Annotated in this window: 13 protein-coding genes; 7 read left to right on the top strand and 6 right to left on the bottom strand. The window is 62.6% G+C overall.

Annotated features, from left to right (window positions below; genetic code table 11):
• Position 1: 1 nt before the first annotated feature.
• Both AB7783_RS16345 and AB7783_RS16340 read left to right on the top strand, forming a co-directional pair.
• Positions 2 to 352 carry a cupin domain-containing protein gene (locus AB7783_RS16345; protein ID WP_089265520.1) on the top strand — a complete coding sequence of 117 codons (351 nt, stop codon included), beginning with the start codon at positions 2 to 4 and terminating at the stop codon, positions 350 to 352.
• A gap of 34 nt (positions 353 to 386) precedes the next feature.
• Entirely contained in the window at positions 387 to 1355 is a 969-nt protein-coding gene (locus tag AB7783_RS16340; protein ID WP_175366263.1) for a Bug family tripartite tricarboxylate transporter substrate binding protein, read from the top strand.
• A gap of 45 nt (positions 1356 to 1400) precedes the next feature.
• On the opposite strand, the gene AB7783_RS16335 is transcribed toward AB7783_RS16340, so the two are convergent.
• The 5 genes from AB7783_RS16335 to AB7783_RS16315 are packed head-to-tail and all read right to left on the bottom strand — an operon-like array spanning position 1401 to position 6474.
• The gene (locus tag AB7783_RS16335) at positions 1401 to 2375 is read right to left on the bottom strand and encodes a sugar ABC transporter substrate-binding protein (RefSeq protein WP_441278222.1); all 975 of its coding nucleotides are present in this window, start codon (positions 2373 to 2375) and stop codon (positions 1401 to 1403) included.
• 55 nt (positions 2376 to 2430) lie between these two features.
• A complete protein-coding gene (locus AB7783_RS16330; protein ID WP_441278221.1) occupies positions 2431 to 3411 on the bottom strand; it encodes an ABC transporter permease in 981 nt (326 codons plus the stop codon).
• Positions 3408 to 4385 (bottom strand): ABC transporter permease, encoded by a 978-nt coding sequence (locus AB7783_RS16325; RefSeq protein WP_441278220.1) that lies wholly within the window; start codon positions 4383 to 4385, stop codon positions 3408 to 3410. Before AB7783_RS16325 ends, AB7783_RS16330 begins: the two co-directional genes overlap by 4 nt.
• Positions 4382 to 5953 (bottom strand): sugar ABC transporter ATP-binding protein, encoded by a 1572-nt coding sequence (locus AB7783_RS16320; RefSeq protein WP_441279707.1) that lies wholly within the window; start codon positions 5951 to 5953, stop codon positions 4382 to 4384. Before AB7783_RS16320 ends, AB7783_RS16325 begins: the two co-directional genes overlap by 4 nt.
• 56 nt (positions 5954 to 6009) lie before the next feature.
• Entirely contained in the window at positions 6010 to 6474 is a 465-nt protein-coding gene (locus AB7783_RS16315; protein WP_158550404.1) for a RidA family protein, read from the bottom strand.
• Between the two features lie 165 nt (positions 6475 to 6639).
• On the opposite strand from AB7783_RS16315, the gene AB7783_RS16310 reads away from it, so the two are divergent.
• The gene (locus tag AB7783_RS16310; protein ID WP_093756896.1) at positions 6640 to 7158 is read left to right on the top strand and encodes a MarR family winged helix-turn-helix transcriptional regulator; all 519 of its coding nucleotides are present in this window, start codon (positions 6640 to 6642) and stop codon (positions 7156 to 7158) included.
• A gap of 91 nt (positions 7159 to 7249) precedes the next feature.
• On the opposite strand, the gene AB7783_RS16305 is transcribed toward AB7783_RS16310, so the two are convergent.
• Positions 7250 to 8401: a LacI family DNA-binding transcriptional regulator gene (locus AB7783_RS16305; RefSeq protein ID WP_441278219.1), complete on the bottom strand. Its 1152-nt coding sequence runs from the start codon at positions 8399 to 8401 to the stop codon at positions 7250 to 7252.
• A 190-nt stretch (positions 8402 to 8591) separates the two neighbouring features.
• Here AB7783_RS16305 and AB7783_RS16300 point away from each other — a divergent pair, with 190 nt between their 5' ends.
• From AB7783_RS16300 to AB7783_RS16285, 4 genes are read left to right on the top strand one after another with little or no spacing between them, the layout of a single operon-like run.
• Positions 8592 to 9671: a maleylacetate reductase gene (locus AB7783_RS16300; RefSeq protein WP_441278218.1), complete on the top strand. Its 1080-nt coding sequence runs from the start codon at positions 8592 to 8594 to the stop codon at positions 9669 to 9671.
• Positions 9668 to 11035 (top strand): amidohydrolase family protein, encoded by a 1368-nt coding sequence (locus AB7783_RS16295; protein WP_093756893.1) that lies wholly within the window; start codon positions 9668 to 9670, stop codon positions 11033 to 11035. The genes AB7783_RS16300 and AB7783_RS16295 overlap by 4 nt, the downstream gene beginning before the upstream one ends.
• Positions 11032 to 11949 (top strand): NAD(P)-dependent oxidoreductase, encoded by a 918-nt coding sequence (locus AB7783_RS16290; protein ID WP_441278217.1) that lies wholly within the window; start codon positions 11032 to 11034, stop codon positions 11947 to 11949. The genes AB7783_RS16295 and AB7783_RS16290 overlap by 4 nt, the downstream gene beginning before the upstream one ends.
• 9 nt (positions 11950 to 11958) lie before the next feature.
• Positions 11959 to 12843, top strand: coding sequence for an intradiol ring-cleavage dioxygenase (locus AB7783_RS16285; protein WP_441278216.1), 885 nt, complete (start codon positions 11959 to 11961; stop codon positions 12841 to 12843).
• Positions 12844 to 12848: the final 5 nt, after the last annotated feature.

The raw sequence follows: 12848 nt of genomic DNA, 5'->3' as shown, positions 1-12848 counted from the left end.
CATGCATGTTGTCCGCCTGAACGATGCCCCGCGCTACGAAGCCCCTGGCCACAATGACATGCGGATGTTCCGCCTGCAGGGCCGCGACGCCGGGCCGGGCGATGTGATGTGGCTCGGCATGAGCCAGATTCTGCCGGGCGGCGGCATTACGCCCTCGGCCTCGCCGGAGGAGAAGTTCTATGTCGTCCTCGAAGGCGAAGTAACCTTCGAGACGCCGGATGGCATCGCCACCCTCGGCATCTGGGATTCCTGCCGGATCGCGCCCAACGAGACGCGCGCGCTGCGCAACGAGACGAAACGACCGGCGGTGGTGTTGCTTGCAATGCCGCTGCCCAACACCGCGAGAGGCTGAAAGCCCGGCACTTGGTTCTTTAAGGGAGAAAATGATGGATCGCCGACACTTCATGATCGGCTCTGGCCTCGCCGCGACTGCGGCGCTGATGGGCAGCGGAGCCATTGCACAGACTTATCCGAACCAGCTCGTGCGTATTATCGTGCCGTTTTCGGGTGGCAGCCTCACCGACATCCTTGCCCGTTCGGTGGCCGAGAAGCTTGCTGCGAAGTGGAAGCAGCAAGTCATCGTCGAGAACAGGCCCGGCATCGCCGGTGTCAGCAGCGTCGCCAAAGGCCCGACCGATGGCTCGCAGATCATGCTGACCTCGAACGGCCACAGCGTGATCGGCGTGGTCAACAAGAACCTCAACTTCGATCCGATCAAGGATTTCGCTGCGATCAGCCGCGTCGGATCGACGCCGTCCATCCTGATCGTGCCGCCGGATGCGCCGTTCAAGACGCTGGCCGAACTGATCGCTGCGGCAAAGGCCAAGCCGGATTCGCTGAGCTACAGCTCTGCCGGCGTCGGTAGTTCCACCGGTATCGCCGCCGAACTGTTCAGGCATCTCACGCAGACCAAGATGGTGCTGATTCCGCATCGCGGACTGCCGGAATCCCAGATCAGCATCATGCGCGGCGACACCTCGGTTGCCTTCACTTTCTTCGGCGTCGGTGGCGACCTGATCCAGTCGGGAAAGTTGCGCGCATTGGCAGTCACCGGCAAGAGCCGCATGGCGCAACTGCCTGATGTACCAACCTTCGCCGAGGCAGGGCTCCCCGAATTCACCTACGATAGCTGGTTCGGCATGCTCGCCGCCGCGGCGGTGCCGAAACCCATCGTCAGCCAGATCGCGCGCGATCTCGCCGAGGCGCTCAGCGATCCGGCCCTGATCAAGCAGTTCGCCGCGCAGGGCGCCGACATCGCCAGCTCGACGCCAGAAGCGTTCGAGGCCGAATTGCGCGGCGATGCGGAGCGTTATGGCAAGCTCATCGCGATGTCGACGGACGGGGCGACAAAGTAAGAAGGCGGGCCTGCAGCACGCGACGCGTCTGCAGGCCCGTTAGCGCTACTTCGCGATATACGCGTCCGGCGTCGGGCAAGTCCGGTCCTTGTAGGGGACGAGCCAGGGCGCATAATTGGCCTTGGTGATGATCGCACCGGGGATCGTGATCTGCTTCGGCGCACTCTGGCCGCGAATGGCATTCAGGCCGACCGCGGTGGCGACGCAGCCGATCTTGAAGCCGTCGAACTCCGCGATTGCCAGCAGGCTGCCGGCCTTCACGGCTTCGACAGCCTCCGGCACGCCATTGATCGAGACCACCGCGACGTTCTTGCGGCCGGCTGCATTGAGTGCCTCGATGGCGCCAAGGGCGGACGCGTCGGCAGCGGCGATCACGCCGTCGATGGTGCTGAACTGCTGGATCAGGTTCTCCATCGTCTGCATGCCGAGCAGGCGCTGGAAGTTGGCGGGCTGCGAGGCCAGTACTTTGATATTCGGATAGTCCTTGGCCGCAGCGTCGAAGCCGCGCTTGCGCTCGTCGCCCGTGGTCGAGCCCTTGACGCCTTCGAGGATCACCACATTGCCCTTGCCGCCGAGGTGGTCGAACAGCGTCTTGGCAATGTCATAGCCGAGCTTGTAATCGTCCTGGCCGACAAAGGAGAGATAGGGAGCGTCGCCGCCGCGGTCATTGTAGTTGATGATCGGCAGGCCGGATTCGATCAGGCGCTTGATCGTCGGCAATTGCGCCTTGGCATCGATCGGCATGAACAGCATCAGATTGGGCTTGGTCACGCCGACGTCCTCGAGCTGCGACATGCCTTCGGTGATATTGTTCGGCTTGGTCGGCGTGTAATATTTGACCGTCGCGCGCATTTTCTCCGCCATCTGCGCGACGCCGGCGCGCACACCCTCGAAATGCGGGTCCACCTGGTTCTTCGTGAAGGCTGCAATCACTTCGCCATCGGCGCGCGCCGCCGAATTGAACAGGGTGCCGCAAATGACGGCGGCAAGAACGCATCGGATAGATCGGGTGGTTCGCATGATGGCCCCTCTGGTTGTGAATGACGAGACGTGTGGTGAACTGGTGATGCCGGGTCTATCCGCTCCCTGATCGGCGTCGGCTGATGACGAGATCCGCAATGATGGCGACCAGGACGACGGCGCCGTTGACGAAGGGATGCCAGGTCGCTGCAACATTCAGCAGATTGAGGCCGTTGACGATGATGGTGAGCAGGATGGCGCCAAGCACGGTGCCGACGATGTTGCCGTTGCCACCGAACAAGGATGTGCCGCCGACCAGAACTGCGGCGATAGCAGGAAGCAGCAACGGCTCGCCGATTCCGGGCTCGGCGGCATTGAGGCGTGCGAGATAGACGAGAGACGCGATGCCCGCCGTCAAGCCGCTGAGCACATAGAGCAGCAGCCGACGACGCTCGACCGGGACGCCGGACAGCAGCGCGGCGGTCTGGTTGGCGCCCATGAAATACGCCTCGCGGCCGAAGGTCGTGCGGTGCAGGAGGATGCTGCAGGCGAGACAGACCACAAGCGTGATCCAGATCGGCAGCGGAACGCCGAGGAAGAAGCCGGTGCCGAAATAGCGAAACGACATCGGCATGCCGTAGATCGTCTGCCCGGCCATGAACCAGTAGGCGATGCCCTGCGCCACCCACAGCATGCCGAAAGTCGCAAGGAAAGGCGGCAACTGCAGGCGGTTGATCATCAGCCCGTTAGCGTAACCGATCAGCGTGCCGGCGCCGATGGCGACCGCAACGCCGTACCACGGATTGCCGGTGGTCTTGATCGCGGCAGCGGCGAGACAGGCCGACAGCGTCAGATTGGCGCCCACCGACAGATCGAGCCCACCGCCGATGATGACGAGTGTGAGGCCGGACGCGATGAGAAACAGCAGGCTCGCCTGCCGCAGCATATTCAGCAGATTGCTCACCGACGCGAATCCCGGATCGACCGCGGTCAATGCGCCGGCGATCAGAACGATCAGCACGAACCGGCCGAGCAGGGCCGCAGCGTCGGGCGACAGGGACGATGGGCGGATATCGAGCGTTGCCGGGATCGTCATGCCGTACGCCTCACGAATTGCTTGCGCGCCTGGTCGATCAGCAACGCGAGGATGAGCAGGATGCCGATGCACACGACCTGCAGCGATGAGTCGATGGACAGAATGTTGAGTCCATTGCGCAGCACGGTGATGGCAAGCGCGCCGAGCACGGCACCGAACAGCCAGCCCTGTCCTTTTTCGAAGGAGGTGCCGCCGAGCACGACTGCGGCGATCGCCTCGAACTCCATGCCGATGCCGACGGTCGGATGCGCTGAATTGGTGCGTCCGATCAGCAACACCGCCGAAAGGCCGATGATCGTGCTGCCGAGCACATAGACGGCGAGGTGGACGAGATTGGCGCGAATGCCGGCGAGACGCAGCGCGTCCTTGTTGCCGCCGATGGCGATCACGTAGTTGCCGAGCCGAGTGCGATAGAGCAGTAGCCACAGCGCGGCATAAAGGGCGGCCGCGATCGCGATCGGCGTCGGAATGAACCAAAGCTGGGAGCGATAGAAGGTTTCAATGGCAGGCGTGAAACCGCCGACCGGATCTCCATTGGTGAGCACCAGCGCAATCCCCTGCATCAGCCCCATGGTGCCGAGGGTGACGACAAAGGCAGGGAGCGACAGATAGGCGATCAGGATGCCGTTGAGGGCCCCGAAGGCAATGCTCACCGCCAGCGTCGCCGTACAAGCGGCGAGCACGCCCCATCCGGCAAGAAGCGCCTCGGCGACGATGACGCCGCTCAGCCCGAGCAGAGCTCCGGCCGACAGGTCGAGGCCCTCGGTCATAATGATGAGCGTCATCGGCAGGGCGAGCATCAGCAGTAGCGAGGTCTGCAAGCCAACATTGATGAGGTTGGTCTGGGACACGAATCTCGGATTGACGATCGTGAACAGCACCAGCATCAGGATCAGCAGGAGGCCGGCGCCGGGGATTGCGCTGAGGAACTGGCCCATGCCGGACCTGCGCTGCAGCTGGATCGTCACGCTCATTGATGCACCGCCAGTTCGAGGATGGCCCGCTCGGTTAGCTGGTCACCGGCGAGATGCCCAACGATGCGATGGTCGCGCATGACATAGGCGCGGTCGCAGAGCTGGACGAGCTCCGGCAGTTCCGAACTGATGACGACGACACCGGCCCCGCCATCGACCAGTTGATCGATCAGGCGATAGATTTCGGCCTTGGCGCCGACATCGACACCGCGCGTCGGTTCGTCCAGCAGAAACAGTTTGGCTCCCGCGGCCAGCCATTTGGCCAGCACGACCTTCTGCTGATTACCGCCGCTGAGGGTGTGGACGCTCTGGCGCGTGCCATGGGCGGCAATGTCGAGCTGTGCGATCAGCCCGCGTGTGTCCCGCTCGGCTTTGGCCGGTGAGAACCAGCCGGAGGCGAAGCTGCGCCACAACGAGGCGACCGTCGCATTGTCGCGGACATCGAGTGGCAGCGCCAATCCCTCCCGTTTGCGATCTTCCGGGAGCAGGGCCATGCCCGCACGCACCCGTCTGTCCAGCGTGGCCGGCGTGCGCGATCCGAACAGAGCGATCTCGCCGCTCGCGATTGGATCCGCGCCGAACAAGGCGCGAACCACTTCGGTCCGGCCGGACCCAACGAGGCCGGCAAGCCCCACCACCTCGCCGGCGAGAATTTCGATGGAGATGTCCGACAGTTTGGCCGTGTTCACACCCCTGGCGAACAGGACAGGCTCGCCGGGCGGGCGCGGCGTCCGTGCGAGCTGCGATCCCGATGGTCGCCCGATCATCGCGCCGACCATCTCGGCCTGGCTTTTCTGATCGCGCAGCACGCTGGTCACGACGGCGCCGTCGCGCAGGATGGTGATGCGATCGCCGAGCATCTGCACCTCTTTCATGCGATGGGAGATGTAGACGATGGCGACGCGCTTCTCCGTCAATCGCGCGATAGTTTGAAACAGGCGATCTGATTCACGCTCGGAGATCGCCGCCGTCGGCTCGTCCATCACGAGCACCCGCGCGTTCTGTGAGAGCGCCTTGGCGATCTCCACCATCTGCTGCTGAGCCACGCCGAGATCGGCGGCGTATGCGTGGGTGTCGTAGTCGAGCCCGAGATCGTCGAGGATGATGCGTGCGGCTGCATGCATGGCCGCGGAATCGACGAGGCCGAAGCGACTGAATGCGGCTTCGCGACCGAGAAAGATGTTCTGTGCGATGTCCAGATACGGGATCAGCGAGAATTCCTGGAATATGACGGCGATACCAAGCGCGCTGGCATCGGCCGGGCGGGCGACGGCGACCCGCCGGCCCTCGATCTCGATATAGCCGCGATCGGCCGCATAGGCGCCGTACAGCGTCTTGATCAGCGTCGACTTTCCTGCGCCGTTCTGGCCGAGGATGACATGGACCTCACCGGCATAGACGTCGAGCGATACGTTCTTGAGCGCATGCACACCGGGAAAGGATTTGTCGATGCCGACCAGACGCAGCAGCGGTGCATCGGCCTCGCTTCCGGGCGCCCGCGACTCAGACCCCTTTGGGGTGTGCAGCGAGCGGTCCCCTTGCTCATCTTGATTTTCAGTGCCGTGCATCATTGTCGGCCTCGTTCGGCCCGATGACCCGGGGCCGGCGGGAGGTCACATCCGGTCTATTTTTGCACGGGAATGGCGGCGATCATGTCCAGCTCGACACGGGCGCCCTGGGTCGAGAGCTGGTTGATGCAGATGGTGGTGCTGGCCGGCGTCCAGTCGCCGAAATATTCCTTCATCACCTTCACCATACCGTCCTGGTCCCGGATGTCGGTCAGGTACTTCGTCACCTTGACGATGTCGGTCCAGGTCAGCCCTTCGTGATCCAGGATCGACTGGATCGTCTGCATGGCGCGGTGGGTCTGGTCCTCGATCGAATTCGGATGATCGTGCTCCTCCAGAACGTGGGGATGCTTGTGATAGAGCGGCGAGGGCGTTGCTCCGGAAATGAACAACATCCCGCAGGGCACTTCGACACGGATCGCTGGCGCATAAGGCATGTCCGGCTTCCGCTCCGGCATCGTCTGGATTTCCTTGACGTGCGGATTGGTGGGCGAGGTCGCAAAGGCCGGCTTGGCTGTCATGATCATTTCCTCGATGGCGGGCGTTGGTAAACCTCGTGACCTTCTCGCGAGGTGGCATCCGGTCAACCCGTCACGAAGCGTGAGGTCAAACTATCTTTGAGTCAAGATAAAATATCTTGGCGCAAAGATAGATGAATTTGCATATATTCGGTGCCCCGTGCCTATATGCTGATCAGCATGACTACCGATTCGATTGATGAGATCATTGCCGGCTGGAGCCGGCGGCGGCCCGACCTCGACGCCGGCCACCTCGACGTCGTCGGCCGGATTGTCCGGCTGTCCGTGCATATGCGCAGCGCCATCGAGCCCGCACTCGAGGAGCAGGGCTTCAATTGGGAATTGTTCGACCTGCTCCTGACGATCTACCGCCGCGAGGCCGATAGCAGTATCGGTGTTCGACCGACTGACCTCTATGCGGAGTGCCTGCTGTCGTCGGGCGGGCTCACCGCGCGGCTGCGGCGTGCCGAGCAGGACGGCTTCATCGTCAGGCGCCAGGATCCTGAAGATGGCCGCGGCGCGCGGATCACGCTTACGGCCAAGGGGCGCAATTCCGTCGACAAGGCGATTGCCCAGCACTTCAAGCTGTCCCGGTCGGTCGACGAGGTGCTGACAGCCAACGAACGTCAAACGCTCACGCGGCTGCTGCGGAAACTTCTGATTTCGGTCGAGAAGCCAGATCTGTAACGGATCGCGTCTGAGCGCCCCGTTCTCGGCAAACTCGGATCAGTCGCCGACACTTTTCCATGTCACCGCCGCAGCGTGCGTCAGGTTTGGCTTAGCTTTGTCGGTGCCGTATTCTGACTTCTCTTTTGGCCGCGTCAGAAAAATCTGACGAACGTGTCCTGGTCGGCAGCTTGATCGCGGCGACAGAATCCCGCGCAAGCAAAACCGGCTTCAGTACGATCCGATCGTTTTGAACCGGCGTTCCCTTGATCATCGCAATAAGAATGTGAGACGCCTGCGTTCCCAGTTCCGCAGTCGGTGTACTGATGGTCGTCAGCGCCGGTGCTATCGCATCCATGAACAGCATGTCGTTCATGCCGACCAGCGAGATGTTGCCGGGACATGAAATGCCTTTGTTTCTCAGGTGCCGAAGGCAGCCTACGGCCAGCATGTCGTTGCCAGCCACAATCGCCGTAATATTGGGGTTCTCCGTCAGCAAACGCTCGCAAGCGAACTCGCCTTCCTCGACCGTAAAGGCCTCACCGAAGACGGCAGTGGGCGCAACTCCGTCTTGAGCCAGGGCTTTGCAAGCGCGCCGGAAGCCGCGATAGCGGTGGTAACCCGTCGACACATTTTGCGGGCCGCCGACATGAGCAATTTGCCTGTGCCCGCACTCGGCGAGATGATGAACCGCCAGTTCCATTGCCTTCGCGTCGTCGACCCGGACGCTCGGAATGAATTCGCTTTCAGGATCGCGAAACACCGCGACGACTGGAATGTTCGCCTCGACGCAGGCTGCAATGCCGGGATCGTTTCGCTCGAAGGTCGCGACGATCAGCCCCTCGACGCCTTGCTGGATGAACCGTTCGATCAGCGCGGCCTGCCTGAGCGGATGGTTGTCGGTGTTGCCGACAATGGTGACGTATCCAATCTCGGCGAAACTGTCTTCGATCGCGCGGACAATCGGCGGATGCACGGGGTCACCCAGATTTGAAACGATGACGCCAACGGTACGAGAGCGCTGCGTGCGAAGCGCCGACGCCATCGCGTTCGCGCGATAACCGAGTTTCTTCGCGCAAGCCTCGACGCGCTCGATCATTTCTGGGGAGATCAGGTGGCGCTTCTCGGGATTGAGCCCGCGCGACACCGTTGACCAATGGACGCCAGCACACTTCGCGACATCAATGATTGTCTTACGCGACGACCGCTCCTGAAGCGCGGGTGACGTCTTCTTGGTGTTCTTGGTTTTTTTGGGCATCGCCATCCAGCCTGCTCGCGCGCGTCGTCGTATCCGCTAACGATCACGTGAGAATGCCTCATCTTGCACAAATTGACAAACGTGTGCAGAGTTTCTTGACAAACGTGTGCACGGGAATGATGGTAGCGAAAATCCGCTGCATGCCTTGGTGCAATGCAGCAGAAGCGCCCTAACGGCGTCGACGATCAGGGATGGAATGATGGAGAGCTTTGTCTATCAGGCGGCGCCCATGCGGGTCGTCTTCGGCTCGGGACGGCTGGCAGATCTGGCCGCCGAGCTCGACCGACTCGGCGTTAAGCGCGCACTCGTTCTGACGACAGACCAGCAGAAATCTCACGGCGAGCAGATTGCCGCCCTGATCGGTGACAGAGCGGCGGGCGTCTATGCCGGTGCGGTGATGCATACGCCGGTTGATGTGACCGAACTTGCGATGCAGCAGGTCAAGGCTCTGCAGGCCGACGGCATCGTCGCGGTGGGCGGTGGTTCAACCATCGGGCTAGGCAAGGCGATCGCGCTACGGACCGACCTGCCGCAAATCGTCGTACCGACCAGCTATGCCGGGTCCGAAATGACGCCGATCCTGGGTGAGACCCGCGAGGGACTGAAGACCACGCAATCGAGCCCGAAGATACTCCCCGAAACGGTCATCTACGACGTCGACCTGACACGCACATTGCCGCCTGCATTTGCCGTGACATCGGGCGTCAATGCAATCGCTCACGCTGTCGAAGCGCTCTATGCGCGCGATGCCAATCCGGTCGTGTCGTTGATGGCGGAAGAGGGCATTCGCCTGTTCGCCGGCGCGCTGCCGAAGCTCGCGGCTGGCGAGGACAACGCGGCGGCACGCGATGATGCCCTGCGCGCTGCCTGGTTGTGCGGCGCCTGTCTCGGCGCCGTCGGCATGGGGCTGCACCACAAGCTCTGCCATACGCTGGGCGGTACGTTCAATTTGCCACATGCCGAAACCCACACGGTGATCCTGCCGCATGCGATGGCCTATAATGCTCCCGCCGTGCCGGTTGCGGCGGCTCGCGTCGCGCGCGCGCTTGGCGCCGGACAGGCCGCGCAGGGACTGTTCGATCTTACGCAGGGACTTGGCGCCAAAGTCGCGCTGCGCGATCTGGGAATGCCGAAGGACGGCATAGAACGCGCCGCCGACCTTGCCGTCAGCAATGCCTACTGGAACCCGCGGCCTTTGGAACGCGATGCCATCCACGATCTGATCGCGCGGGCCTGGGCGGGCGAACCTCCGGTCGTAGCGGAGGCGTTGCGATGACGGCGACGCGCACGCTCATCAAATCCGCCACCATTCTGACAATGGACGACACGATCGGCGATCTCGCGCAAGCCGACCTGCTGGTTGATGGCGATCGCATCGTCGACATCCGGCCGGGCCTCGATGCCGGTGACGCGGAGATCGTCGATGGTCGTGGCCGCATCGTCATTCCGGGCCTTGTCAACGCGCATATGCATACGTGGCAGACCGCCTTGCGCGGCTTCTCCGCGAACTGGACGCTTCCCGAATATTTCCGCCGGATGCATGCGGGACTGGCCACGGTCTTTCGTCCCGAGGATATCCATATCGGCACGCTGATGGGCGCGCTGAACCAGATCAATTGCGGCACCACCACGCTGGTTGACTGGTGTCACAACAATCCAACGCCTGCGCACAGTGATAGCGCCGTCGCAGCGCTGAAAGAGAGCGGCATCCGTGCCGCCTTCTTCCACGGCTCGCCGAAACCGGAGGCGGCGCCGGGGCAGCCGCACTTCTCCGAGGTTCCGCATCCGCGCCGTGAGGTCGAGCGCTTCCTGGCAGGGGCGCTGTCTAACCGCAGCGACCGCGTCACCCTCGGGCTTGCGATTCTTGGTCCTCATTATTCGACCATGGATGTTGCCATCCATGATTTCGAATTGGCGCGTGAGTTCGATCTGATTGCCTCGATGCATCAGGGCGGAGGCCCGGCCAAGACGCCGGGTGGCTGGGCGAGACTGATTGCAGCCGGCCTCGTCGGTCCCGGCATCAACATCGTGCACGGCAACGATCTTCCCGACGATCTGCTGCGTCAGCTTGTCGATCTCGGCGTGTCGTTCTCGGTCACGCCGGAAAATGAAATGAATCAGGGCCACGGCTACCCGATCACCGGGCGGCTGTTGAAGCTGGGATCGCGGCCATCGCTCGGGGTCGATCTGGAATCCGTGCTGCCGGGCGACATGTTCAACGTCGGTCGCATCGCACTGTCGATGCAGCGCGCGCTGGACAATGCCGAGAGCCGGCAGGCCACGGGTGCCATTCCAGCGGTGACGACAATCACGACACGCGAGGCCTTGCGCTGGATCACCATCGAGGGCGCCCGCATGCTCGGGCGCGAAGACAGCATCGGCTCGCTCACGCCGGGCAAGAAGGCGGATCTGGTCGTCATTAATGCCACGGACCTGAATCTCTGGCCGGTCCATGATCCGGTTTCCACGGTCCTGATGCAGTCCAGCATCACCAATATCGAGGCGGTCATGATCGATGGCATCTGGCGCAAGCGAGGCGGACGCCTGCTGGCGGAGAACATCGACCACAAAAAGAATGAACTCGAGCGATCAGGCATGCGCATCGTCTCCGAGATCGAACGTCAGGAGAAAGCGGCATGACAACCCCGTCGAGAGATCAAGCTCAGGCCGTGGCCTGGATCGGCGTTGGCAAGATGGGCTTGCCGATCGCAGGCCGTATGGTGGAGGCCGGTATCCGCGTCACCGGTTACGACCCGGGCCAACAGCGCTTGGTGTTGGCACAGCAGCTTGGGCTTCAGACGGCCAACTCGGCCGCAGACGCCGCTGCAAACCACGCCATCATCTTCACATCGCTGCCCGACGATGCGGCGCTGCGTTCCGTGGTGCTCGGACCAGACGGCCTGCTGAACAAGCTGACACGTGGTGCGGTTCTGATCGAGACGAGCACGGTCAGCGCCGAAGTATCGGCTGAAGTTGGTGTTGCGGCAGAGGCGAGCGGCGTGGCCTATCTGCGCGCGCCGGTGTCCGGCAATGCAGCGATCGCGCATACCGGCGCGCTGACCTGCTTCGTGTCGGGGCCGCGCGATGCGTTCGATGCGGTTCAGCCGGTGCTGGCGACGTTCACCCGCGCGCAAACCTATCTCGGCGTGGCTGAAGAGGCGCGATTTGCCAAGCTCGCGGTCAATCTGATGATCGCGGTGTCTGCCGGAATGATGGCCGAAAGTCTCGCGCTGGCACGCAAGGGCGGCATCTCCTGGCCGGATATCCTCAAGGTCCTGGATGATAGTGCGGTCGCCTCGCCGATGGTCAAGTACAAGACGCCGCCACTGGCCACGCGCAACTTCGAGTCCACTTTCTCGTGCCGGCAGATGGCCAAGGATCTCGACCTCATCATCGGGGCCGGCCATCGCGTCGGCGTACCACTGCAACTTGCAGCGCAGGTGCGGGAAATCTACGGATCGCTTGTTGCACAGGGAGATGGCGAATCCGACTTCATCGCCACCGTGCGCCACGTCGAGCGACTGTCGGGTCTCGGCGAGCCGAAGCTTGGGTGAGGAGAGGCCATGCGGAATTTCAACGAGAACACTATTACCGACGCCGTACTGGATCGCATCACCGATGCCGGCCAGCCGCGGATCAGGCAGATCAGCGAAGCGCTGGTGCGCCATCTACACGCCTTCATCCGCGAGGTGCGGCCAACCCAGAGGGAATGGGAGCAGGGCATCGAATTCCTGACGCGCACCGGTCACATGTGCGACGATAAGCGCCAGGAGTTCATTCTGCTTTCGGATACGCTCGGGGTGTCGATGCTGGTCGATGCTATCAATCATGGTGCCGAGGATGGCGTGACGGACACGACCGTGCTCGGGCCGTTCTTCGTCCAGGCGGCCCCGGAGAAGAAGCTTGGCGAAGACATCTCCGGTGGCATGGAGGGCGATCCGATGATCGTGACGGGATCGGTCTCGACGCCGGATGGCAAGCCGATCGCAAATGCGACAATCGACGTCTGGCACTCCGACGACGACGGGTATTACGATGTTCAGCAGCTCGACAAGATCGGCGATCTGGCGATGCGTGCGCGGTTTCATGCCGATGCCGAGGGCCGTTTCCGGTTCTGGTCGATCAAGCCAGCGGCCTATCCGATCCCGCATGACGGGCCGGTCGGCGATATGCTCACGGCTCAGGGGCGTCATCCGTGGCGGCCCGCCCATGTTCACTTCATGATCTCGGCGCCTGGCTTCGAGCAACTGGTGACGCATGTGTTCGTCGCGGGCGACAAGTATCTCGACTCCGACGTCGTCTTCGGCGTCAAAGATACGCTCATTCGCGAATTCGCCCGCAAAGATGCCGGCGAAGCTCCCGACGGGCGCATGCAGGACACGCCTTACTATCATTTGAATTACGATTTCGGTTTGAAGCCAGACGCCAACAAGGCGCATGCTGTCTAGCTAAC

Source organism: Tardiphaga sp. 172_B4_N1_3, from assembly GCF_052076035.1.
Classification (GTDB): Bacteria; Pseudomonadota; Alphaproteobacteria; order Rhizobiales; family Xanthobacteraceae; genus Tardiphaga; species Tardiphaga robiniae.
The sequence above is the reverse complement of the archived record's forward strand: the minus strand, read 5'-3'. Positions and strand labels throughout refer to the sequence as shown.

Coding starts and splice junctions, on each gene's coding strand:
- AB7783_RS16345 (WP_089265520.1), top strand. CDS start 2: ATGCATGTTGTCCGCCTGAACGATGCCCCGCGCTACGAAGCCCCTGGC.
- AB7783_RS16295 (WP_093756893.1), top strand. CDS start 9,668: ATGACGGCGACGCGCACGCTCATCAAATCCGCCACCATTCTGACAATG.
- AB7783_RS16305 (WP_441278219.1), bottom strand. CDS start 8,401: ATGGCGATGCCCAAAAAAACCAAGAACACCAAGAAGACGTCACCCGCG.
- AB7783_RS16300 (WP_441278218.1), top strand. CDS start 8,592: ATGATGGAGAGCTTTGTCTATCAGGCGGCGCCCATGCGGGTCGTCTTC.
- AB7783_RS16290 (WP_441278217.1), top strand. CDS start 11,032: ATGACAACCCCGTCGAGAGATCAAGCTCAGGCCGTGGCCTGGATCGGC.
- AB7783_RS16340 (WP_175366263.1), top strand. CDS start 387: ATGGATCGCCGACACTTCATGATCGGCTCTGGCCTCGCCGCGACTGCG.
- AB7783_RS16315 (WP_158550404.1), bottom strand. CDS start 6,474: ATGACAGCCAAGCCGGCCTTTGCGACCTCGCCCACCAATCCGCACGTC.
- AB7783_RS16285 (WP_441278216.1), top strand. CDS start 11,959: ATGCGGAATTTCAACGAGAACACTATTACCGACGCCGTACTGGATCGC.
- AB7783_RS16310 (WP_093756896.1), top strand. CDS start 6,640: ATGCTGATCAGCATGACTACCGATTCGATTGATGAGATCATTGCCGGC.
- AB7783_RS16325 (WP_441278220.1), bottom strand. CDS start 4,385: ATGAGCGTGACGATCCAGCTGCAGCGCAGGTCCGGCATGGGCCAGTTC.
- AB7783_RS16320 (WP_441279707.1), bottom strand. CDS start 5,953: ATGCACGGCACTGAAAATCAAGATGAGCAAGGGGACCGCTCGCTGCAC.
- AB7783_RS16330 (WP_441278221.1), bottom strand. CDS start 3,411: ATGACGATCCCGGCAACGCTCGATATCCGCCCATCGTCCCTGTCGCCC.
- AB7783_RS16335 (WP_441278222.1), bottom strand. CDS start 2,375: ATGCGAACCACCCGATCTATCCGATGCGTTCTTGCCGCCGTCATTTGC.